Source organism: Myxococcales bacterium, from assembly GCA_016706225.1.
Classification (GTDB): domain Bacteria; phylum Myxococcota_A; class Polyangia; order Polyangiales; family Polyangiaceae; genus JADJKB01.
This window is the reverse complement of the sequence record JADJKB010000008.1, coordinates 413,587-434,072: the sequence shown is the minus strand read 5'-3', so window position 1 is coordinate 434,072 and position 20,486 is coordinate 413,587. Positions and strand designations below refer to the sequence as shown.

The 20,486-nt window shown below is 67.5% G+C and carries 16 protein-coding genes; 4 read left to right on the top strand and 12 right to left on the bottom strand.

The genetic code is table 11. The features are described from left to right. Positions 1 to 47: 47 nt before the first annotated feature. Both IPI67_15910 and IPI67_15905 read right to left on the bottom strand, forming a co-directional pair. Complete coding sequence (locus IPI67_15910; protein ID MBK7581680.1) at positions 48 to 752, bottom strand: hypothetical protein; 705 nt, start codon at positions 750 to 752, stop codon at positions 48 to 50. Positions 753 to 803: 51 nt separating this feature from the next. Then, the gene (locus tag IPI67_15905; GenBank protein MBK7581679.1) at positions 804 to 1,706 is read right to left on the bottom strand and encodes a DMT family transporter; all 903 of its coding nucleotides are present in this window, start codon (positions 1,704 to 1,706) and stop codon (positions 804 to 806) included. 68 nt (positions 1,707 to 1,774) lie between these two features. Here IPI67_15905 and IPI67_15900 point away from each other — a divergent pair, with 68 nt between their 5' ends. After that, complete coding sequence (locus IPI67_15900) at positions 1,775 to 2,422, top strand: phospholipase D family protein (GenBank protein MBK7581678.1); 648 nt, start codon at positions 1,775 to 1,777, stop codon at positions 2,420 to 2,422. A gap of 36 nt (positions 2,423 to 2,458) precedes the next feature. Continuing rightward, positions 2,459 to 3,613: an SMP-30/gluconolactonase/LRE family protein gene (locus IPI67_15895; GenBank protein MBK7581677.1), complete on the top strand. Its 1,155-nt coding sequence runs from the start codon at positions 2,459 to 2,461 to the stop codon at positions 3,611 to 3,613. A gap of 56 nt (positions 3,614 to 3,669) precedes the next feature. Here the strand turns inward: IPI67_15895 and IPI67_15890 are convergent, their stop codons facing one another. The 9 genes from IPI67_15890 to IPI67_15850 all read right to left on the bottom strand — a co-directional run bounded on the left by IPI67_15890 (position 3,670) and on the right by IPI67_15850 (position 15,705). Beyond that, complete coding sequence (locus IPI67_15890) at positions 3,670 to 5,199, bottom strand: VWA domain-containing protein (protein ID MBK7581676.1); 1,530 nt, start codon at positions 5,197 to 5,199, stop codon at positions 3,670 to 3,672. 42 nt (positions 5,200 to 5,241) lie between these two features. Further along, positions 5,242 to 6,081, bottom strand: a complete 840-nt coding sequence (locus tag IPI67_15885) for a hypothetical protein (protein ID MBK7581675.1) — start codon at positions 6,079 to 6,081, stop codon at positions 5,242 to 5,244. Next, complete coding sequence (locus tag IPI67_15880; GenBank protein MBK7581674.1) at positions 6,078 to 6,743, bottom strand: nitroreductase family protein; 666 nt, start codon at positions 6,741 to 6,743, stop codon at positions 6,078 to 6,080. The genes IPI67_15885 and IPI67_15880 overlap by 4 nt, the downstream gene beginning before the upstream one ends. 53 nt (positions 6,744 to 6,796) lie before the next feature. Next, positions 6,797 to 8,164, bottom strand: coding sequence for a short-chain fatty acid transporter (locus IPI67_15875; GenBank protein ID MBK7581673.1), 1,368 nt, complete (start codon positions 8,162 to 8,164; stop codon positions 6,797 to 6,799). Between the two features lie 407 nt (positions 8,165 to 8,571). After that, entirely contained in the window at positions 8,572 to 11,181 is a 2,610-nt protein-coding gene (aceE, locus tag IPI67_15870) for a pyruvate dehydrogenase (acetyl-transferring), homodimeric type (protein ID MBK7581672.1), read from the bottom strand. Between the two features lie 167 nt (positions 11,182 to 11,348). Next, positions 11,349 to 12,437: a hypothetical protein gene (locus IPI67_15865; protein ID MBK7581671.1), complete on the bottom strand. Its 1,089-nt coding sequence runs from the start codon at positions 12,435 to 12,437 to the stop codon at positions 11,349 to 11,351. Positions 12,438 to 12,711: 274 nt separating this feature from the next. Further along, positions 12,712 to 13,224 (bottom strand): hypothetical protein, encoded by a 513-nt coding sequence (locus IPI67_15860; protein MBK7581670.1) that lies wholly within the window; start codon positions 13,222 to 13,224, stop codon positions 12,712 to 12,714. Between the two features lie 88 nt (positions 13,225 to 13,312). Continuing rightward, the gene (locus tag IPI67_15855; GenBank protein MBK7581669.1) at positions 13,313 to 14,407 is read right to left on the bottom strand and encodes a cytochrome-c peroxidase; all 1,095 of its coding nucleotides are present in this window, start codon (positions 14,405 to 14,407) and stop codon (positions 13,313 to 13,315) included. Beyond that, positions 14,401 to 15,705: a right-handed parallel beta-helix repeat-containing protein gene (locus IPI67_15850; protein ID MBK7581668.1), complete on the bottom strand. Its 1,305-nt coding sequence runs from the start codon at positions 15,703 to 15,705 to the stop codon at positions 14,401 to 14,403. The genes IPI67_15855 and IPI67_15850 overlap by 7 nt, the downstream gene beginning before the upstream one ends. A gap of 82 nt (positions 15,706 to 15,787) precedes the next feature. Here IPI67_15850 and IPI67_15845 point away from each other — a divergent pair, with 82 nt between their 5' ends. Continuing rightward, complete coding sequence (locus IPI67_15845; protein MBK7581667.1) at positions 15,788 to 16,969, top strand: metallophosphoesterase; 1,182 nt, start codon at positions 15,788 to 15,790, stop codon at positions 16,967 to 16,969. Here the strand turns inward: IPI67_15845 and IPI67_15840 are convergent. Next, a complete protein-coding gene (locus IPI67_15840) occupies positions 16,966 to 17,400 on the bottom strand; it encodes a CBS domain-containing protein (protein ID MBK7581666.1) in 435 nt (144 codons plus the stop codon). The two genes, IPI67_15845 and IPI67_15840, sit on opposite strands and share 4 nt — an antisense overlap. Positions 17,401 to 17,531: 131 nt before the next feature. Here IPI67_15840 and gltA point away from each other — a divergent pair, with 131 nt between their 5' ends. Beyond that, complete coding sequence (gltA, locus tag IPI67_15835) at positions 17,532 to 20,486, top strand: NADPH-dependent glutamate synthase (protein ID MBK7581665.1); 2,955 nt, start codon at positions 17,532 to 17,534, stop codon at positions 20,484 to 20,486.

Sequence of the window (20,486 nt, the reverse complement as noted above, 5' to 3'; positions counted from 1 at the left end):
TAACTACCAGCAACTACACCGGACAGCAAGCCGGTATTTCGAGGGTATCAGAGGCGCCCGGCGACCTCACGGAGAACCTCCGGGGCCGCGGCATCGATCAGATCCCCGTGCCCCGGGATCAGCCGGACCGGCTGCTCTTGGCTGAGCTTTTCCAGGCACGCCCGCAAGCTTGGCTTGTCGTCGACCAGGAACGTCCGGGCGATGAGCGTGACCCGGGGGCCCCCGGAGGAGCCGATCCACCGGAGGATCAACCCGTGCATCCCGCCCTGATGTGGGACGTTGAAGAGCGCGTCGTTGAAGACCAGGGTGAGCCCGTCGCGGGAGCGGACACGGAGGACGCCTTCGCGCTCCTTGACCCCGGCGAGGTGCTCGAAGCTGAGCGCCGCGTCCTCCGGAACCTCTGCATACGTGAGGTCCACGGGGGCCTTCTGTTCGACTTTCCGCTTCGCGCCCGCCGGACACACGACCTTGGCGTTCGGATAGCGACGCTTGAACCTCGCGATGTCGAGCCGATGGAACCCGTTCGGGACGACCAGGAGCTCGGGCTCCGCCCAGGCTTCGATCTGCTTCAGCTCGGCATCGCCGATCAGCATCGGACCGTGGATCACGAGCCCGCCGCTCTCGCGCTTGATCAAGGTCATGCGCCGCTTCAGCGCCATGCCGGGCACAGGCCCCTCCACACACCTCAGGTTCTCGGCCAGCTCGACCACCGGGCCATGGGGCAAGACGTTCCAGCTCTCCAACGCGCTCATGCTGGCGATCTCTGACACAAGACGCCTGCGCACGTCGACGACGTTTTCACGTCAGGCGCCGGACGCCGGCTTCTTCGCGCTTCGCAGCGCGCCCAGCAGATCACTCGACAGCGCGACGCCGATCACGATCACGATGCCGGCGACCAGCGTGCGTAGCGTCGGGACCTGCCGGCGCCAGAGCCAGACCGCGAGCGTCGCGATCAGCGGCTGCGCGTACACATAGACCGCAACGACGCTGCTCTCGACCCGCACCAGGGCGTAGGCGTTCAAGAGGTAGGTCGCGAGGGTTGCACCAAGCAAGATGAAGGCGAGTGATGCGTGAATCGCAGGCGGGAGGCCGAGCCAGCTCACCTTCGCGGCCGCCGGCAAGGTCAGTGGGGCCGCCTCGATGGCGCCGAAGACGAACACCCACGCCATGGTCCGAAGCGAACCGAGCCGCGCGAGCACCGGACGCGCCAGGACGATGTAGAACGAATACGCGCTGACGTTGGTCAGCAGCATCAGGTTGCCAACGGTCGCCCGATCCCCGAGATCAAACCGTTCGACCCGGAGCAAGAGCGCCGCGCCCACGAACGACAGCGCGACCCCAACCAGGCGCGCGGGCCCCGGGCGCTCCACCCGCAGCAGCGCCGTCAGCACCAGCGTGAGCGCGGGCATGAGCAAGATCGAGAGCGACGCGTTGATCGGGCCCGCGCGCAGCAGCCCCTCGGCAAAGAGCAGCTGGTTGATGCTGATTCCGAGCGCACCGAGGCCGGCCAGGCGCGCGAGATCCGCCCAGCTCGGCGGCTTCTGCCAGGGCAAGCCCGCGGCCAGGGCGAGCAGCGGCGCACCGAGCATCAATCGAAAGCCGATCAGCGCCGCCGGGCTGATGTGTTCCATGACCGCGCTCCCCGCCACGGGCCACAGCCCAAACAGGAACTGGACCAAGAGCAGGGCGAGGTGAACACGCAGCAACGGCGCGGAGCCTAGCCAAGGACGGCGGTCTCGGCGAGCCAGCGGGCTTTTTCGTGTATCGATCAGGGATGGCAAGACGCGTCGTCGACCGTGCCGCACGGCAGGCCAGGGTCTCGGAGCCCCGGCTCGCCCGTGTGCGCCTGCTGATCGATGCCGATCACTACGACACGCTGGTGGCGGAGGAGATCCCGAGCGCGAGGGTCTCGTTGTGGATCGGCACGGCGAACCTGAAGGACCTGCGCATCGAGGCGCCGATCGGCACACGGGCCCGGGCGCGTGGGCGCTACGTCTCGGTGCTCGAGACGGTCGAGGGGCTGGCCGACGGCGGGGTCGAGGTCCGCATCCTCCACGGCCGAGCGCCGTCCCGCGCGTTTGCGTCGGAGCTCCGAACGCGCAGCGGACTCGCCAACAAGGGGCTGTTGCGCGAGTGCCCTCGGGTGCACCTGAAGCTGGTGATCGTCGACGGACGCTCACTCTACCTGGGCAGCGCGAACTTCACCGGAGCTGGCATCGGTGCTCGGGCCGAGACGCGACGCAACTTCGAGGTTGGCATCGTGACGGACGACGAACACGTGCTCGATACCCTGCAGGCTCGCTTCGACGCCATCTGGTCAGGAAGAGAGTGCGCCGCCTGCGGCCTGCGACGCGAATGCCCCAAACCCATCGACACCCTGGGCCGCGCGCCCGCAGCGGCTCGAACGAAGGCAAAACGCTGAGCCACGTGTCAGTGCGACCCTGCTACAGTGCTCGACATGCAACGCGTGTTGGTGGGGACTGGCATCCTGCTCTTGGTGTCGGTGGGCTGCGGCGGAGGCGACGATGCCGGCGGCGGAAGCGGCGGCAAGAACACCGGCGGCTCCAGCACGGGGGGTAGCTCGACCGGCGGCAGCTCGACCGGCGGCAGCTCGACCGGGGGGAGCGGCGGCTCGGGCGCGGCAGGAGCTGGCGGGAGCGGAAGCGGCGGCGCGGCCGGAAGTGGCGGGATCGCGGGCAGCGCGGGGACCGGAGGCAGCGCAGGGACCGGCGGCAGCGCGGGAACCGGAGGCAGCGCGGGAACCGGAGGGGCGCCCACGTGGGTCGATCCCCTCGTCGGCGTGGGCAAAGTCGAGAAGGTCGCCGGCGGTTTTCAATTCACCGAAGGGCCCGTCTGGTTTTCGGCGACGAACAGGCTGTATTTCAGCGACATCCCAGCCTCCCGCATTCACGAGCTGAGTCCGCCGAGTGCGGTCACGATCTTCCGCGAACCGAGCGGTCAGTCGAACGGCCTCGGCATCGACCAGAACGGCCTGCTCGTCGCCTGTGAACATGCGGGACGGCGCGTGAGTCGCACCGACAAGAGCGGCACTGTCAGCACGGTTGCTTCTACCTACCAGGGCAAGAAACTGAACTCGCCGAACGACGTGATCGTGCGCAAGGACGGCAATCTCTATTTCACGGATCCCCCTTATGGCGGCAACCCGAACGAGCTGGGTTTTCAAGGGGTGTTCCGCGTCGATCCGAGCGGCACGCTCTCGTTGGTGTCGAGCGATATGTTTCGTCCCAACGGCATTGCGCTCTCGCCGGACGAGAGCACGCTCTACGTCACCGACTCGGAGCAGGGATACTTGCGAAGCTACACGGTCGATGCCGGCGGCGCGCCCTCGAACCCGAAGAAGTTCATCAACACGTCCCCTGCCCCCGACGGCATGGCGGTCAACGTGCAAGGGGATCTGTTCGTGAGCACCCAGGCCGGCATCGAGGTGTTCAAGGCGGATGGCACGAAGCTGGGCACCGTGCCCATCGACGTCGCCGGAAAGAAGGAACAGCCGGCGAACTGCAGCTTCGGCGGGGCCGCCGGAAAGACGCTGTATGTCACGGCACGCACCTCGCTGTATCGCGTCGATTTTGCGATTGCTGGCCTGCCCTGACACGTCGGTGAGCGGCGGGCGAGCGCGCCGAACGCCGGCGCCCCATCAGGCCCGCTTCACTCCGGCAGCCCGTTGACCGCGTCCCGCCGCGCCGTGGCTGAGCCCTCAGCTTTGTGCCCACTCAGGCGTGTGAGGGTCGCGTCGAGCTGGGTCACCAGAAGCAATTCCTTCTCCAGCCCCGTGACCCGAGAGTCCGCCAGCTTCTTCCGGAGCGCGCGCACCAGGCGGTACGCCTCCTCGGTCTTGTTTTGCTGACCGTGCAAGATCGACGCGCGCTTCAGCGTCGTGATCTCGTCGATCAAGAGCTCTCCTCGAGCGAGGCCCAGCGGCAATTGGCGGCGCGCTACCAGGCTGAACGAGAGTGCGTCTTTCTGTTTGTGCTTGGTGGTGTCGGTGTAGCTCAGCTTGGCGTCTGCGATGGCCCCCGCGGGGGCCGGCAGTGCTCCGAGCTTCGGCGCCAGCGCGAAATAGATGCCGCCCTGGTCGTGGCTGAGAAACACGGTCTCGATCGTCATCGACAGACCGCCGTTGGCGGTTCGTTTCACCAGCTCACCGGGGACTCCGTAGACGCCCAAGATCTCGTAACCCTTGCGCGGGGTGACGACGATCCGCATGTCGTGGGCCAGCTCGGTCACCATCGTGTCGAAGTCCTTCACGAAGCGTTCGCTCATCTTGGCGGCGTCAGGAAAAAAATACAGATTGCCGCCGCGTACACTGCTGATGGCCGTGGCCAGCTCCGCTCCGAAGTGGGTCGACACACCAACGGTCGTCATTCCGACGCCTCGGCGGCTGGCCTCGCGCGCCATGCCCATGAAGCTGTCCTTGTCGGTGCGCCCCACGTTGGGGCGCTCGTCGGTGAACAGCATCACGCGGGTGGTTCCCGCGAAGGACTTGCGGCTCTGCTGGGCCACGTCGAAGCCGACGCGCAGTCCCTCTTCCATGGCGGTGCTGCCCGCGCTCTCGATCTTTTCGATCGAGGCGAGCACGGCCGCCCGGTGCGAGAGACGCGTGGGCTCCAGGTGCACGTGGCTCTTGTCGCCGTAGAGCACGATCGAGAGCTGATCTTTCGCCGTCATCTGTAGCGCGATGTGGCGCAAGCTCGCCTTGACGGTGTCGAGCGGCTGTCCACTCATGCTGCCGCTCTTGTCGACGACGGCGACCAACGAGAGCGGCGCGCGGCGCCAGGTCTTCGGGTTCAAGTTCGAACCGAACCCGAGCTGGGTGAGGAAGCGCACCTCCGGCTGGGCGATCAGCTCCGCCGCCGCGCCGGCGCCCTCCAGGCACAGGATCTGAGTGCACGGGCGGGTCGACGGCAGCGGCAGGTCGTGCTGACTCAGGAGGCCCTCGGGGGTGAAGGTACGTTCGTGCGGGACCTCACCGGCCGAGATGCGATCTCGCGCGAAGTCGATGTCCTGGGCGCCGCCTGGCGTGGCCCCCATCTCCATGCGCATCTTCGGCGCAGCTCGGAACGGCGACGCCGGCTTGAAGCCCTCGCGATCATCGTCCTTTTTTGGGCCGCGGGCCTCGGCCAACGGGGTAGTCGCGAGCATCACCGATGCCATCAGCCAGGCCAGAATGTTCCGCATGCCAGACGGATACGTGCGGAGGGACGATTCGATCTAGACCCATCACCCGCCGTCGCCGGCACACCACGACAGGCAGTCCAGGTAAGGCGCACAAGCGGCAGACGCGGCGCAGGCGCTCACGCTGGACGAACACGCTGCACTCGGGGCGCGCTGGGCGAGCAAACAGGCTTCACAGGTCGAGCTCGGACCGGAGCTCGGATTGCTGCAGAACCCGTTGTCGCCGCAGGCCGCAGCGCACGGTCCGCCATCCGCGCAGACGCACGGCTGAAGCGTCGTGCCAAAGGCCTGCATCTCCGAGTACAGGTACTTGCCGCAGCAGAACGCACAGGGCTGCGCTTTGGCGGCGACACACTCCGCGAGCAGCTCGGAAGCGTCCGGTGGCTCCCCTCCGCTGCCCCCGCTGCCCCCACCCCCACCGCTGCCGCCGCTCGGTCCTCCGTCACCAAACTGGCAGTCGTAGTAACCGTCAGGACACTTGCCCGACGCCGGCGACGGGAGCCCGTCGTAGGTGGGGCAGATCTTGGACTTGTGATCACCGTTCGGGCCACAACAGTCGGAATATCCGAAGCAGGTTCCGGGCGGGCAGTCGGAGCCGCGGACGGTCCCCTCCGGGCAGCGCCACTCCCCTGCGACACAGATCTCTTGAGCCACCACGTCGGAGCCACAGCCCGCCGCGCAACGGGTCTGAGCGCTGCCTTTGCAGCTCGTCGCCCCGCCTGTGCCCACGCCGCCCTCGCCGCCACCCCCGGCGTCATCGGCCCCACACGCCGCTGCAACCAGCACCGCCACGCACAGAATGATCCCGTTCCGCACGCCCGAGCCATGCCTCGCTCGCGCCTCGTTGGCAACGACCCCCATCAAGTCGAGCCGCCGGGGACTCACCGCTCCACCAGCACCGCGGACAGCGGCTTTCGGCTGATGTTCGGCACCTCGGCGCCGGGGCTCGGGTAACCCACCGGCAGGAGCAAATACGGGCGCTCACTCTTCGGACGGCCGAGGATGTCCCCGAGGAAGGCCATCGGGCTCGGGGTGTGGGTCAAGGTCGCGAGCCCCGCGTGGTGCAGCGCCGCAATCAAGAACCCGGCCGCGATGCCCACCGACTCTTGCACGTAATAGTTACGTTCTTGTTCCGTCGCGCCGTGGCGCTGGGCGAAGATCACGATCAACGCGGGTGCCTCTTCGAGGAACGGTTTGTGTTCGTCGGTGCCGAGCGGCGCCAGATCCTCGAGCCAGCGCTCAGGCGCACGCCCATGATAAAATTCGCGCTCTTCTGCCTCTGCACCCTCGCGGATCTTGCGCTTCTGTTCGGGATCGCTGACGAGCACGAAGGTCCACGGCTGTTTGTTCGCGCCGCTCGGGGCCTGGGCCGCCGCCTCGATGCAGGCGCGGATGATGTCGAGCGGCACCGCCTCGGAGCTGAAGCTCCGCACCGAGCGCCGCGACCGCATGTGGTCGCGGAATGCCTCTGCGCGAGCGCGCATCTCGGGCTCGGACAGTCGCTCGAACAAAAGGCGGGTCGTAGTCACCCCGGGCTCTCCGCTCATGCGCCGAAGATACAGCGGTTGTCGTGGAGTGTCGCGCCACGCGCGACGTCGGCTCACCACCCGACGTACAGAGCCAAGAGCAGCGGGAACTGACCCACCAGGAGCAGCACCGCCGTGTAGCCGATGATGTCGCGAGCCTTTGCGCCCGTGATGCCGAGCAACGGCAGCGCCCAGAAGGGTTGCAGCATGTTGGTCCACTGGTCCCCGTAGGCCAGCGCCATCACCATGCGCGCCGGGGACACGCCGGTCTTCACGGCGGCCTCCAGCAAGATCGGCCCCTGTACCGCCCACTGCCCGCCGCCGCTCGGCACGAACAGGTTCACGAGCCCCGCCGAGTAGAATGACACGGCGGGCAGGCTCGCCGCGCCCACGTGGGACATCGCACCCGCCACGGCGGCGAGCAGCCCCGTGCCTTGCAGCATGCCCATGATGCCCGCGTAGAACGGAAACTGCAGGATGATGCCGGCGCAGCCCTTGGCGGCCTCGCCCACCGCGTTTGCGTAGGCCAAGGGTGAACCGTGCAGCGCGAGCCCGACGAACAGAAACACGAAATTCAGCAGGTTCGGGTCGAGATTGGCGATGCCCTGCCGGCGCAAGAGCAGCACACCCGTCACCACGCCAACGACGGCGAACCCCATGCCGAACCAGCGCGAGCGGTCCAGCCGAGACGCTGGGGTCTCTTGCTCCGGGCCGCCCTCGTCGCCGTCGAGAGCAGCGAGCTTCGGCGCCGGAAGCCGCTCCGACTCCTTCGCCGGCAGCATGCGCACGAGCACGAACGGGACCAGCACCAGCAAGAGTGCGTTCGCGAGCAGGTTGCTGGTCGAGCCAATGGTCTGGCCGAGCGGGATGGGCCCAACCGCGGCGGCCAGGGAGTCACCCAGGATCTCCTTCAGATCTTTGGCCAGCGTCACCTTGAGCGGCGCGGAGCCACTGAGCCCGCCGTGCCAGACCATCAGACCGCTGTAGCCACCGGCCACGAGCAGCGGGTAGTGGACGAGAATGCCGCGCTCGCGCGCGCGCTGACCGACTTCGCGCGCCAAGAGCGCCCCGCCAATCAAACCGAGGCCCCAGTTGAGATAAGCGAGCAGCATGGCGCCCAGCGCAACGATCACGGTGGCGCGGGCAGGAGTTCGAGCGGCCTGGGCCAGCAGGTCGAGCCCACGCCGCACGGGTGGGCTCGACGCCAGAGCGTGACCGGTGACGAGGATCAGGCACATCTGCATGCCGAACGCGAGCAGGTTCCAGAAGCCCTTGCCTCCGCCCTTGCCGTCGACCCAGGCGAAGAGCACGAGCTTCACGTCGAAGCCCACGTAGAAGAGCGCGACCGTGAACGTCAGCAGCGTGAGCAGAATCGCGAGCACGAACGGGTCGGGCACGTAGCGGCGCGCAAGGCGCGAAAGCGAGTCTCCCAGCCGCTCCAGCATGGCGGGACGACGCTACCCCGAGAGCCGGGCCGCACGCCAATCCGCAGAATCGGGCTGATTCGCTGGCTCGAGAACTACCTGCGCTGGCACGATGGCGGCGAGTACTCCGTGCTCACGAGAGCATCGACGCCTGAGTACGCGCTCGCACGCCGCACGAGACGGCTCGGCCGGTGGGCGGGAGCAGCGCAAGCTGATCGGTGTTCTAGGGGGTGTCGATCGTTCGGCCAAAGCTGCGGTGGATGGCCGGGACGCGGGTGCCTCGTCCGGGGAATGCTTGCCATGACAAGCTCTTTACGGAAACGAGGAACCACCAGCGCGCGGGCGGAGAGCGTAAGGAGTGCGCAAGCGAGCGTGGAGCTCCGCCGCCGGCCCCCCGGCGGGCGTGGGCTCAGTCCTTTTCATCGTCACACTCGAGTCGCGTTCAGCTTATCCGGGTCCACACCGAGCTCCGTGATGGCGCGTGCGACGGTCTTGCCGTCGAGCTTGCCTTCGAGGCGCAGGGCGTCGAGCGCCGCGATGGCGACGTTCTCGGCGTCGATCTCGAAGTGGCGCCGGAGCGCCTCGCGGGTGTCGCTCATGCCGAAGCCATCGGTGCCGAGCGGCACGAAGCGCCCGGGCATGAAGCGAGCGATCTGATCGGGGACGGCCTTGATGGAATCGCTCACCGCGATGAACGGACCCTCCACACCCTCGAGCGCACGCGCCAGGAACGAGACCTCGGGCGGCGCCTCGGGGTGCAGCCGCCCGTATCGCTCGCAGTCGAGGGCATTGCGCCTGAGCTCGGTGTAACTCGTCACGCTCCACACGTCGGCCGACACGTCGTACCGGGCCAAGATCTCCGTGGCGCGCAGCGCGTGCATCAAGATGGAGCCGGAACCAAAGAGCTGCACGTGTCGTGACTTCTTCCCGTCTGCCGCGCGCACCCGGTAGATCCCTCCGAGGATGCCCTCTCTGGCGCCGGCGGGCATGGCGGGCATGACGTAGTTCTCGTTCTGGAGCGTCACGTAGTAATAGATGTTCTCGTCGTTGCCGATCATCCGACGCAGCCCATCTTCGATGATCACCGCCAGCTCGTAGGCGTAGGCCACGTCGTACGACACGCAGCACGGGATGGTGCTCATCAGGAGGTGGGTGTGGCCGTCCTGGTGCTGCAACCCTTCGCCGTTCAGCGTGGTGCGGCCGGCGGTTGCGCCGAGCACGAAACCGCGAGCCATGCTGTCGCCGGCGGCCCAGAAGAGATCTCCGGTGCGCTGAAAGCCGAACATCGAATAGAAGATGTAGAACGGGATCATCGGCTGACCGAAGGTTGCGTAGCTGGTGCCCGCCGCGATGAAGCTGGCGGTCGAGCCTGCCTCCGTGATGCCCTCTTCGAGCACCTGGCCGTCCTTGGCCTCGCGGTAGTAGAGCAGCTTGCCCTTGTCGACCGGCTCGTAGAGCTGCCCGAGCGCGGAGTAGATCCCGACCTGGCTGAAGAGTGCGTCCATGCCGAAGGTCCGCGCCTCATCGGGCACGATGGGGACCACACGTTGTCCGATGCGCTTGTCCCGCAGCAGCTTCGACAACATGCGCGCGAACGCCATCGTCGTGCTGGCCTCGCCCTCGCCGGTGCCCTGCTTGAATTCCTCGAACAGCTCGCTCGGCGGCAGCTCGAGCCTCACCTGCACCGTCCCGCGGCGCTTGGGGATGGAGCCGCCGAGTGCGCGACGCCGCTCGAGCAAGTACTCGACCTCGGGGCTGGTGACGCCGGGGTGATAGAACGGCGCTTCGTCGAGCTTCGAGTCTGGCACCGGCAGGTGCAACGAGTCCCGGAACACTCTGAGCTCGTCCTTCTCCAGCTTCTTCTTCTGGTGAGTGACGTTCGAGCCCTCGAAGCTGTCTCCGAGCGTCCAGCCCTTGACGGTGTGCGCCAGGATCACCGTCGGACGACCCTTGTTCTCGACCGCGCGCCGGTAGGCGGCGTACAGCTTGCGGTAGCTGTGTCCGCCGCGGCGCAGCTTCTCGATCTGCGGATCCGAGAGGTGCGACACCATGTCGAGCAGTCGGGGATCGGTGCCGAAGAAATCACGGCGGGTGTAGTCGCCGGACGCGGTCGTGTACTTCTGCCACTGACCGTCGACGACCTCGTTCATGCGGCGGCGCAGCACGCCGTCGTGGTCTCGAGCCAGGAGCTCGTCCCACTCTGGGCCCCAGATCACCTTCAAGACGTGCCAGCCGGCACCGCGGAACACGGCCTCGAGCTCCTGGATGATCTTGCCGTTGCCGCGCACCGGACCGTCCAGGCGCTGCAGGTTGCAGTTGACGACGAACACCAGATTGTCGAGCCCCTCCCGCGCCGCAATGCTCAGGCTGCCCAGGGACTCCGGTTCATCGGTCTCACCGTCCCCGAGGAACGCCCAGATGCGCGACTTGCTGGTGTCGGCGATGCCGCGACCGGCGAGGTAACGCGCGAAGCGCGCCTGGTAGATCGCCTGGAGCGGTCCGAGCCCCATGCTCACGGTCGGAAACTCCCAGAAGCCGGGCATCAGCCGCGGGTGCGGATAACTCGACAGACCCTGGCCGCGCTCGACCTCGCGACGGAAGCGCTCCATGGCGTCGATGGAGATGCGCCCTTCGAGGAACGCGCGGGCGTAGATCCCGGGCGCGGCGTGGCCTTGGTAATAGATGAGGTCCCCCGCGCTGCCGTCGAGGTCCTTGCCCTGGAAGAAGTGGTTGAAGCCGATCTCGTACAGGCTTGCGCTCGAGGCGTAGGTCGAGAGATGGCCACCGATACCGGGGAACTTCACGTTCGCCCGGTGCACCATCGCGACCGCGTTCCAGCGCACGATGCGCCGGATGCGTTTTTCCATCATCTCGTCGCCGGGGAAGGCCGGCTCGGCATCGACGCTGATGGTGTTCACGTAGTCCGACGCGAGGGGGCCGGGCGGCAAGATCCGGTGCCGGCGGGCGTTCTCGAGCACTCGCTTCAGCAGATACTGAGCGCGATTGAGGCCGCTCGTCTGCACGACGGACTCCATCGACTCGATCCACTCCCGCGTCTCTTCGGGATCGCCATCGGAGGCTTCGGGTGTGAAGGTCAGCTTCGGGAGGTCAGTGGGGCGCGGGTCGTCGCTCAGAGTGTCAGTCACGGTCCGGACCGTACCACGAGAATCCCTGGCGCCACGTCGGGGCCGGGCTCGATCGGTCACTTACAAGGTGTGGGCGCCATACTCGCGATCCACTCACCGATCACCTGCACGCCGGTGTCATCGACGAGCTGCGTCGCGAGGGGCGGCATCTGCACCTGTGGAGCGCGCGACGCGATGCGGCACATCATGACCGACTCGCCGGGATTGCCCGGCACGATGTCGTAAGTCAGCCCGCAGGTTCCACCGCCGGCAGAGGTCGGGGTCTTGCAGACGCCAAACACGGCCGTCGGGCTCTCCGGCGCGGTCTTGGCGAAATCCAGCATCAGCCCGCTCGAAGACGCCAGTCGCCCCTCCGCGTGGCAGTGTCCGCAGTTGGCATCCAGGTACGAGCGCGCGCGGTCCGCGGCGCTTGCGCTTCCGCTGGGGTCACTCAGCGTCGGCCGCTCGGTCGCAGGCGGGGGTGCGCTGTCGAGCCAACCGAGCTCCGCGAAGTGATCGATCTGGTTGACCGCCCCCTTCCCGTAGTCGTGATCGCGGTTGAGCTGGCGCGTGCGTCCACCGAGCGTGTCCAGCATCGGCCCCAGACCGTGACACTCCTGACACTGGTTCGTGTTCGGAACCCCGTAGCTCAGGTCGTGGGATTTCCCCGCGGCGTCGATGAACGTGACCGGGATGTCTTTGCCCGCGACGGTGCGCACGGTCTCGGTCGCGTCATCGTTCCACACGTAGGTGTGCGGCACCCAGCCATCGGCTTCGTGGACCAGGAGGCGGGTCTCCAGCCTGCGCACGCCCAGGCTCGGATCGCGGGCGTCGTTCAGGTAGTCGAAGTTCTTCACCAAGATCGTGCCGACCGGGAACTGCCAGATCTCTTGCACCTGGTAGCCGATCTTCGCGCCCTTCGGCAGGTACACGAAGCGGTGTTTGCTGGTGGCGTCCGACCACAGAGGAGAGACCACGTCGTAGGCCACGACTCGTGCCGCCGGTTCTCCTTTGGCATCGAACAAGTTCCACTCGGCGAGGCTCTCCCAGGGCTGCCCCACCGGAGCCGGGGTCACGCCGCCGCCCCCGCTCGAACCTCCGTCGTCGCTCGAGCCGCAGCCTGCGAGCAGCACGGCCGCCAGTCCCACCCCGATGAATCGCTGCATCCTCTGTTCATAGCGCGGCCCGGGTCAGTGTGCCTAGAGCGCCGAACAGGTTGAACGTCGTTTGTTTTCCGGGACTTGCAAGGTGTTCGGCGCTCGCGCGCGGAGCGCGCACGGCCGAAGGCCGGGGGTTTGGGGCGCAGCCCCAACGTAAAGGTCCTAGAGCACGAGCAGCGCAAGCTGATCGGTGTTCTAGGTACGAAGCGCTCAGCGCGGGGGCGGAGGCCAGGCCGGTGACTCGGTTGACGCGCAGGGTTGCCGAAGCGCCGACGAACCTTCACTGCGAGCAGCCGAGCTCCAGGGCGACCTCGTCGCACGCGCTGGTGAGGGTGAGCTTCTTGCCCTTGTTCTTGCCCGCCGTGCACTCACAGTCGAGTCCGCCCGGCCCGCAGTGTGCTTGCCAATCGTCGCAGCCCCAGCCGCAACTACCGTCCGAGGTCCCGCCGCCAGCGCAGGGGACGTGAGCGCACGAGTCCGCGATGGCGCTGCAAGTGGGATCGCTCGTCGGGTAGCCGGTCGCATCGCACTTCAGGCCCTTCTGAAGATCACATTCGAGCGACTTCCACGTGGCCTCGCCACAGCCGGAGAGGGCCGAGCTCTGAGCCAGGGCCTTCTCGCAGTCAGCTTGGGTGACGGACAGCGAGCAGGTGGCGATCGCGAGCGTGCACCAGCCCCGGACCACGTCCGTTCCGTTGCCGGATTGGCCACACGCGGCGGGACAGGGCGTGGCGAGGCAAGCGAGGTACTTGTCCGTCAGGGCTCCCGCGACGGGATGGACCGTCTTGCACACGCTCGAGCAATTCGACTGGCCCGCACAGAGCTTCAGACACTCCGTGAACGCGACGGGAGCCCTGCGGGTGTGCCTGGGCACGAAGCGCTCAGCGCGGGATGCGGAATCCGTCCTTGGGCACCGGCAGGCCGCTCGGCACCGTCTTCGGGCGATGCGGCTCCTGCGTGCGATCCGTCAGCGCCTTGTCGATGAAGCGCGCGATGGCGTCGATCTCGTCGGCAGCGAGCGCCGGCGACTCGCCGCGCGCGACCGCAAACAGCACCTCGCGCTCGACGGCGTCACGAAGATCTTGGGTCGAGCCGTCGTGAAAGTAGGGCTCCGAGTCCCGCGTGTTGCGCAGCGTCGGCACCTGAAACAGCCCGTCGTCCGCCGGCGCCCCGGTGATCTCCCCGCGTCCGCGGTCGTCTTCGCTCTCCACACCTCGGTCGGCGAACTTGGGGCTGTCGAAGAGCGGCGGTACGTGACACGTCGCGCACTTCGCCTCGGCGAACAGCTCCATGCCGCGGATCGACTCGGTGTCGAGCGCGCCCGCGTCGCCGGCGACGTAGCGATCGTACGGCGCGAGCCGGCTGGTGAAACTTCGCTCGAACGCGGCGATGGCCCGCGCCAGGTTCGTGCCGCTGATGGGCGCGGAGTCCGCGGGGAAGGCCGCGGCGAAGCGCTCCGCGTATTCATTCACAGCGGCGAGCGCCGTCACCAGTTCTCCGAGGTCGCGCCCGAGCTCCTTTGCGTCCGCGAGCGGCGCGAGGGCCTGTTCCTCGAGGGAGCTCGCGCGTCCGTCCCAGAAGAGCGTCTTCTTGTGCGAGACGTTCCACAGCGTCGGCGCGTTGCGCCGGGTCACGTTCGGCCCCGTGCGCCCCGGCCCCGTGGCTCCGACCCCGCCGATGCCAACCGAGCGCGGGAGCCCGTCGGAGAGTCCCCAGATCTCGCTGTGACAGGTGGCGCAGGCAACCAAGCCGTCCGTCGACAGGATGGGATCGTAGAACAACAGCCGACCGAGCTCGACCTTCGCCGGCGTCGTCGGATTGTCCTTCGGCGCCCGCTCCTTCGGGAACGGAGCGAAGGCCCACGGAATGGGCGGGCCGGTGTACGCGGTCTCCGCCGGCTCCGAGTCACCGCAGCCACCGAGCAGGCTGCTGCCGAGCAGCAGCAGCGCGGTGAACGCGGTGCGGGCGACTACCATGACAGCGTCGGCAGCTCGGGCAGCTTGCACTGATGGGGCGTGGCGTCGGTGGTGTGTGCCCCCGGGTTCACGAGCCCCGCGGGCGCATGGATGTTCCGGTACGACGGCGGCGCGCCGTCCCCCAGACACAGCGTCCCGTCCGTCACGGTGGTCTTTCGCACGCCGTCCCACACCACGTCTTCGAGCGGCTTGATGTTGAACTGCGCCAAGATCGTCTGGGGATCGGTGCCGTTGTTCTTGAAGGTGTTGCCGAAGATGTAGGTCTTTTCGGGATCGGGATCGGTGGCGGGATCGGGCTTGGACTGCAGTACCAGGTCGAGGGTGGTCAAGCTGACGATCAGGATGCCGACGCTCTTGTTGTTCTCGATGACGTTGTTCGCGAGCTCGGTCTCGTCGGACCCCATGAGCAGCACCCCCGTGCCCGCCGGCACGTTGCTGACGATGGTGCCGGACTCGGCAAAGTTGTCGCGGTTGTTGTCGTGCACCTTGTTGTCGTGGACCTTCGCCCGCGCGCCGTCCTTCTTCTCCAGGTTCGGAAGCGTGAAGATTAGGATGCCGGAGCTGTTGTCCCAGGCCTCGTTGTCGTAGACCTCGGCGTCGGTGGTGTTCTCGATCTCGATGCCAGCGACGTTGCCGTGCACCTTGTTGCGCCGCACGATGGCCTGGTTGCACTGGCCGACGTAGGCGCCGGCGTCGGCGGCGCCGATGATCTCCGAGTCCTCGATGATCACGCGGGTGCTCTTGACCGGATAGATGGCGTACGCGCCGTTGCTGGTCACCGAACCCGCATCCCACCAGACCTTGAGCTTCCGGAACGTGACGTCCTCGGCTCCGGTGACGACGATGCCGTTGCCGGGCGAGTTCTTGATGCCGAGGTTTTCGACGGTGAAACCGTCGCTGGTCACGGTGACGCCATCGTCGCCCTGGGTCTGTCCGGCGAAGTCGATCACGACGTCGTCGATGTTCGCCCCCAGCCCCTTGACGGTGATCTGCGGGACCGCCAGGGACACTTCCTTGGTCAGGCTGTAGGTGCCCTTGCACAAACACACCGTGTCGCCGCTCTTGGCCTCGATGAACGCAGTCTGAAGGTTGGCCGCGTCGTCACTGCCGGGGGAGAGCACCGCAGTGCAGCCGGTGACGTCCTCGCCGCCCGGACAGCTCAGGTTGCCGCCGCCCCCGCTGCCGCCGCTGCCGCCGCTGCCGCCGGTTCCGCCTCCGCCGCCCCCCGCGTCGTCGGCGCAACCGAGCGCGGAAAAGGCCAGCACGAGAACCAGAGAAGCCAACTTGTGCGTCGTCATTGCGCAGAGTCTACGGAAATGATCGGCGCTTGCCCAGCCGTGGGCTGGCCGCACCCCGATCGCGTGCCTATAGAGAGTGCTCGTGCCGCGAGCCCTCTCCTTCGTCGTGTTCTTCGTGGTCGTGCTCTCCCTGGCCGGGAGCCTCCACTATTACGTCTGGGCCCGCCTCGTCCGAGACGTCGCGCTCCCGCTGATGTGGCACCGGATCTTGACCGGCCTCATCATCGCCCTCTTTGCGAGCATCCCGCTCACCTTCACCCTTGCCCGTGGGCATCGCGTCGAGAGCTTGCGCCCGGTGCTGCTCGGCACCTTCAGCTGGATGGGGCTGTTGTTTCTGACGGTGATGCTGCTGCTCGTGGTCGACGCCGGTCGTGTGGGCCTGGGCCTGGCGGGTCGCCTGCTCGAGACCCCGCCGGATGATCCGGAGCGGCGATTGGCCCTGACCCGCATGCTCGGCGTGGGCGTCGCTCTGGTCGCCGGAGGAGCCGGCACACTGGCAGCACGCAGTGGGCTCACCGAGCTGATGGTCAAACGGCTGACGGTCGCGCTGCCGCGACTGCCCGCGGAGATGAACGGCACGACCATCGCTCAGCTCTCGGACGTACACGTCGGCTCGACCATCCAGCGCGGTTTCATCGAACGCGTCGTGCGCGAGACGAATGCGCTCGAACCCGACGTGATCGTCATCACGGGGGATCTGGTCGACGGTTCGGTGGCGCAGCTCGCGGACCACGTAGCTCCCCTCGGGGACCTGCGCGCGAAGTACGGCGTGTTCTTCGTGACGGGAAACCACGAATATTACTCGGGGGCCGAGGCCTGGTGTCACGAGCTCGAGCGCCTGGGGATTCGAGTGCTCCGCAACGAACGCGTCCAGATCGGTGAGGGCGCCGTCAGCTACGATCTCGCGGGCGTCGACGACTACTCGGCACATCGATTTGGCCGCGGGCACGGCGCGGATCTGAAGAAGGCCGTGGCCGGGCGCGACGACTCGCGGGAGCTCGTGCTCTTGGCCCACCAGCCGCGACAGGTGTTCGAGGCGGACAGGCTCGGCGTGGGCCTGCAGCTGTCCGGGCACACCCACGGCGGCCAGATCTTCCCGTGGAACATCTTCGTGCGCCTGCAGCAGCCCGTGGTGTCTGGCCTGGCGCGTTTTGGCCGCGCGCTGGTCTACGTCAGCAACGGCACGGGCTATTGGGGCCCGCCCATGCGCCTCGGCGCGCCAGCTGAGATCACGCTGCTCACACTCGAACGGGCAGCTTCTTAACGACGCCGTCCGGGGACCGGCAGCTTGCCTCGCGTGGTGGCCAGGTCGAAGCCGGCCAGCACTCGCAGCACGTCCATCGAGGTGATGATGCCCACGAGCTGCGACTCGGCGTCCAGCACCACGAGCCGGTGCACGCCCTCGAATGCCATCAGCCGGATGGCGCTCTCGAGCGGCTCGTCTGGCCCAACGGAGACCGCGCCCGGGCTCATGGCGTCCTCGACGCTGCCTGCGATCGTGCTGCCGCTCGCGTGTTCGACGACGTCCGTCTTGCTGAGGATCCCCAGCACGCGCCCGGCGGCGTCGCAGACGGGCGCGCCGCCGATGTCCAGTGCGGCCAAGATCCTGGCCGCCTCGTCGAGGGATTGATCCCGCGTCAGGGACACCACGTCCGACTGCATCACGGAGCGAACGAAGGTCGGCGTCTCGGCCATGGTTGCGATTCCACGATAGCGCAGGCGCCGCGAGCGGGCCCGCAGTTTCTTCGCAGAGCGGCCGGAGAATTCACTGGGCGCTCGCCGCGCGGTGTTCAATGCTCAGTGCGTCGAGATCGGAGAACACACCCGTGTACCAGATCGTCCACCACGAAATTTTTTCCGATGCGACCTTCCTATGGGAGGTCTTTGCGCCGGACGTCGCAAAGGCAGCCGAGCCCGGCCAGTTCGTGATGCTGCGCTTGCACGAAAACGGCGAGCGTATCCCGCTGACCATCGCGGACTTCGATCGCAGTCGCGGCACGGTGACCTTGGTCATCCAGGCCCTCGGCCGCTCGACGCGCGAGATGCTGTCGAACTACAAACGCGGGGATTGGTTCCTCGACTTCGTGGGACCGCTGGGCGTGCCGAGCCACGTCGACGAGCCCGGGCACGTGGTGCTGGTCGGGGGCGGGCTGGGCGTGGCTCCCATCTATCCGCAGGCGCGCGCCTTCAAGCAGGCAGGCCACCGGGTCACCAGCATCATCGGCTTCCGCTCGCAGAACCTGGTCTTCTGGGAGCAGCGTTTTGCCGAGATCAGCGACGAGCTCATCGTGTGCACCGACGATGGCAGTCACGGACGCGCCGGACTGGTGACGGCGGCACTGGCCGAGGTCATCACCCGGGAGCCGAGACCCGCGCGCGTGATTGGTATCGGGCCTCTGCCCATGATGCGGGCCGTGGCCGAGGTCACACGGCCAAGCGCGATCCCCACCGTCGTCAGCCTGAACGCCATCATGGTCGACGGCACCGGCATGTGTGGCTCTTGTCGCGTCACCATCGGTGGTGAGGTGCGGTTCGCCTGTGTGGACGGACCGGACTTCGACGCACACGCCGTGGACTTCGAGGAGCTGAGCATCCGGCAGCGCCGGTTCAAGGGCCTCGAGCAGCGCGCCGAGGAAGACTTCAACCACGTGTGTAACCTCGAGCTGCAGCTGTTCGAGGAGGGCAAACGCAACTACAAGAAGCTGAAGCAGGTTCCGGCCACCGCCACGCCGATGCCGGAGCGGCCGGCGCTCGAGCGCTCGCGGACCTTCGACGAGGTAGGCCTGGGTTACACCGAGGCAAACGCGCTGCTCGAGGCCGAACGCTGCATTCAGTGTGTCCACCCCACCTGTATCGCCGGCTGCCCGGTCAATATCGACATCCCGCGTTTCATCCGCCACATTCTGGTCCGCGATCTGCCCGGCGCGCTCTCGGTCATTCACGAGAGCAACCTGTTCCCGTCGATCTGCGGGCGGGTGTGCCCGCAGGAGAGCCAGTGCGAAGCGCAGTGCATCCTCCACAAAAAGATGGAGCCCGTGGCCATCGGTCGGCTCGAGCGCTTCGTCGGTGACCAGGCGCCGACGCCGATCACCGAGCCGGTGGCAAAGGACCCGAAGAAGGGCCGCGTCGCCATCGTCGGCTCCGGTCCCGGCGGCCTCGCTTGCGCCGGAGATCTGGCCCGGGAGGGCGTCGAGGTCGTGGTGTACGAGGCCCTGCACGTCGTGGGTGGAGTGCTGCGCTACGGCATTCCGAGCTTCCGCCTGCCGCGCGAGTCCATCGAGAAGGAGATCCGGGCGCTCGAGAACCTGGGCGTGCGCTTCGAGGTGAACAAGGTCGTGGGCCGCACGTTCACGCTCGAGCAGCTGATGGGCGAGATGGGGTTCACTGCGGTGTTCATCGCGACCGGTGCCGGCTACCCCGTCTTCCTCGGGCTGCCGGGCGAGGGCGCCGGCCAGGTGTTGAGCGCCAACGAGTTCTTGACGCGCGTGAACCTGATGGGCGGCGACCGCTTCCCATACCGCGACACGCCCATCGATCTAGGAGAGGCGGTGGTCGTCATCGGTGCAGGCAACACGGCCATGGATTGCCTGCGGGTCTCGAAGCGCCTCGGCGCGCGACAGGTTCACTGTGTGTATCGGCGCACCGAGGCCGAGGCGCCGGCGCGCGCCGAAGAGCTGCGGCACGCCCGCGAAGAGGGCATCGAGTTCCACTTCCTGCGCGCACCGACCGAGGTGTTGCTGGACGCAAACGAGAACGTGCGGGGGGTGCGCTGCCAGCACATGGAGCTCGGCGAGCCCGACGCCTCGGGGCGGCGGCGCCCGGTGCCGGTCGAGGGGCAATTCACCGACGTGCCGGCCACCACCGTGCTCTACGCCCTCGGCACGCGCGCCAACCCCATCGTGCCGCGCTCGGTGGCAAGACTCGGGCTCACGAAGTGGGGCTACATCGAGGCCGATCCCGTCAGCCAGGCCACCAACCTGCCCGGTGTGTTCGCGGGAGGCGACATCGTCACCGGCGGCGCGACGGTGATCTTGGCACTCGGCGCCGGGCGGCGCGCCGCTCGCCACATCAGCGCCTTCCTGGCCAACCGCGCCTGGCCGCCCGCCGCCATCGAGGCAGGTCCGGAGGAGTTTCCCGCCGGCGAGGGCAAGTGTCCGCGCTGTCACGGGCGCATCGAGGCCGGCGAGCCCTACGTGTGTTGTGCCGGCGCGAGCATCCGCTGGCAGTGCGGCTCGTGTCACAAGCAATACGAGGGGTTCGCGTTTCCGTTTGGGCGGTGTTCGGCGTGCGGCGGCCAGCTCACGCGGGAGTACGACAGCGCGCTCCCCGACGACGCGGCGCGAGCCGCCGTGCAGCAGGCCATGGAGGTCGAGCTCGGCGGCTGGGCCTTCTACGAGCGCGGCGCACAATCCACGTCTGATCCCGAGCTCAGCGAGATGTTTGGGCGACTGGCCCTGATGGAGCGTGAACACCTGGAGCTGCTGGCGTCGCGCTATCACATCGCGGCACCCGGGCTCGGGTCGACCGAGGTCGGCGCGCAGATCACCGCGCTCTTCGCCGACGCGAACGCCGCACCGAAGACCGCCATCGAGCTGCTGGAGGTGGCGCTCGGGCTGGAGCAGCGCGCCAAGCTCTTCTTCTCGGAGCGAACGGCGCGACTCGCGCGGGGCAGCACGGTCTGGCGCATGTATCGCGAGCTCGAGGCCGAAGAGCACGAGCACGTCGCGCTGATCGAGACCGAGCTGAGACGCCGACAGAGCGGAAAGCCTGGGCTTTTGTAG

Coding starts and splice junctions, on each gene's coding strand:
- IPI67_15910 (MBK7581680.1), bottom strand. CDS start 752: ATGAGCGCGTTGGAGAGCTGGAACGTCTTGCCCCATGGCCCGGTGGTC.
- IPI67_15900 (MBK7581678.1), top strand. CDS start 1,775: ATGGCAAGACGCGTCGTCGACCGTGCCGCACGGCAGGCCAGGGTCTCG.
- IPI67_15895 (MBK7581677.1), top strand. CDS start 2,459: ATGCAACGCGTGTTGGTGGGGACTGGCATCCTGCTCTTGGTGTCGGTG.
- IPI67_15890 (MBK7581676.1), bottom strand. CDS start 5,199: ATGCGGAACATTCTGGCCTGGCTGATGGCATCGGTGATGCTCGCGACT.
- IPI67_15880 (MBK7581674.1), bottom strand. CDS start 6,743: ATGAGCGGAGAGCCCGGGGTGACTACGACCCGCCTTTTGTTCGAGCGA.
- aceE (MBK7581672.1), bottom strand. CDS start 11,181: ATGGAGTCCGTCGTGCAGACGAGCGGCCTCAATCGCGCTCAGTATCTG.
- IPI67_15865 (MBK7581671.1), bottom strand. CDS start 12,437: ATGCAGCGATTCATCGGGGTGGGACTGGCGGCCGTGCTGCTCGCAGGC.
- IPI67_15855 (MBK7581669.1), bottom strand. CDS start 14,407: ATGGTAGTCGCCCGCACCGCGTTCACCGCGCTGCTGCTGCTCGGCAGC.
- IPI67_15850 (MBK7581668.1), bottom strand. CDS start 15,705: ATGACGACGCACAAGTTGGCTTCTCTGGTTCTCGTGCTGGCCTTTTCC.
- IPI67_15840 (MBK7581666.1), bottom strand. CDS start 17,400: ATGGCCGAGACGCCGACCTTCGTTCGCTCCGTGATGCAGTCGGACGTG.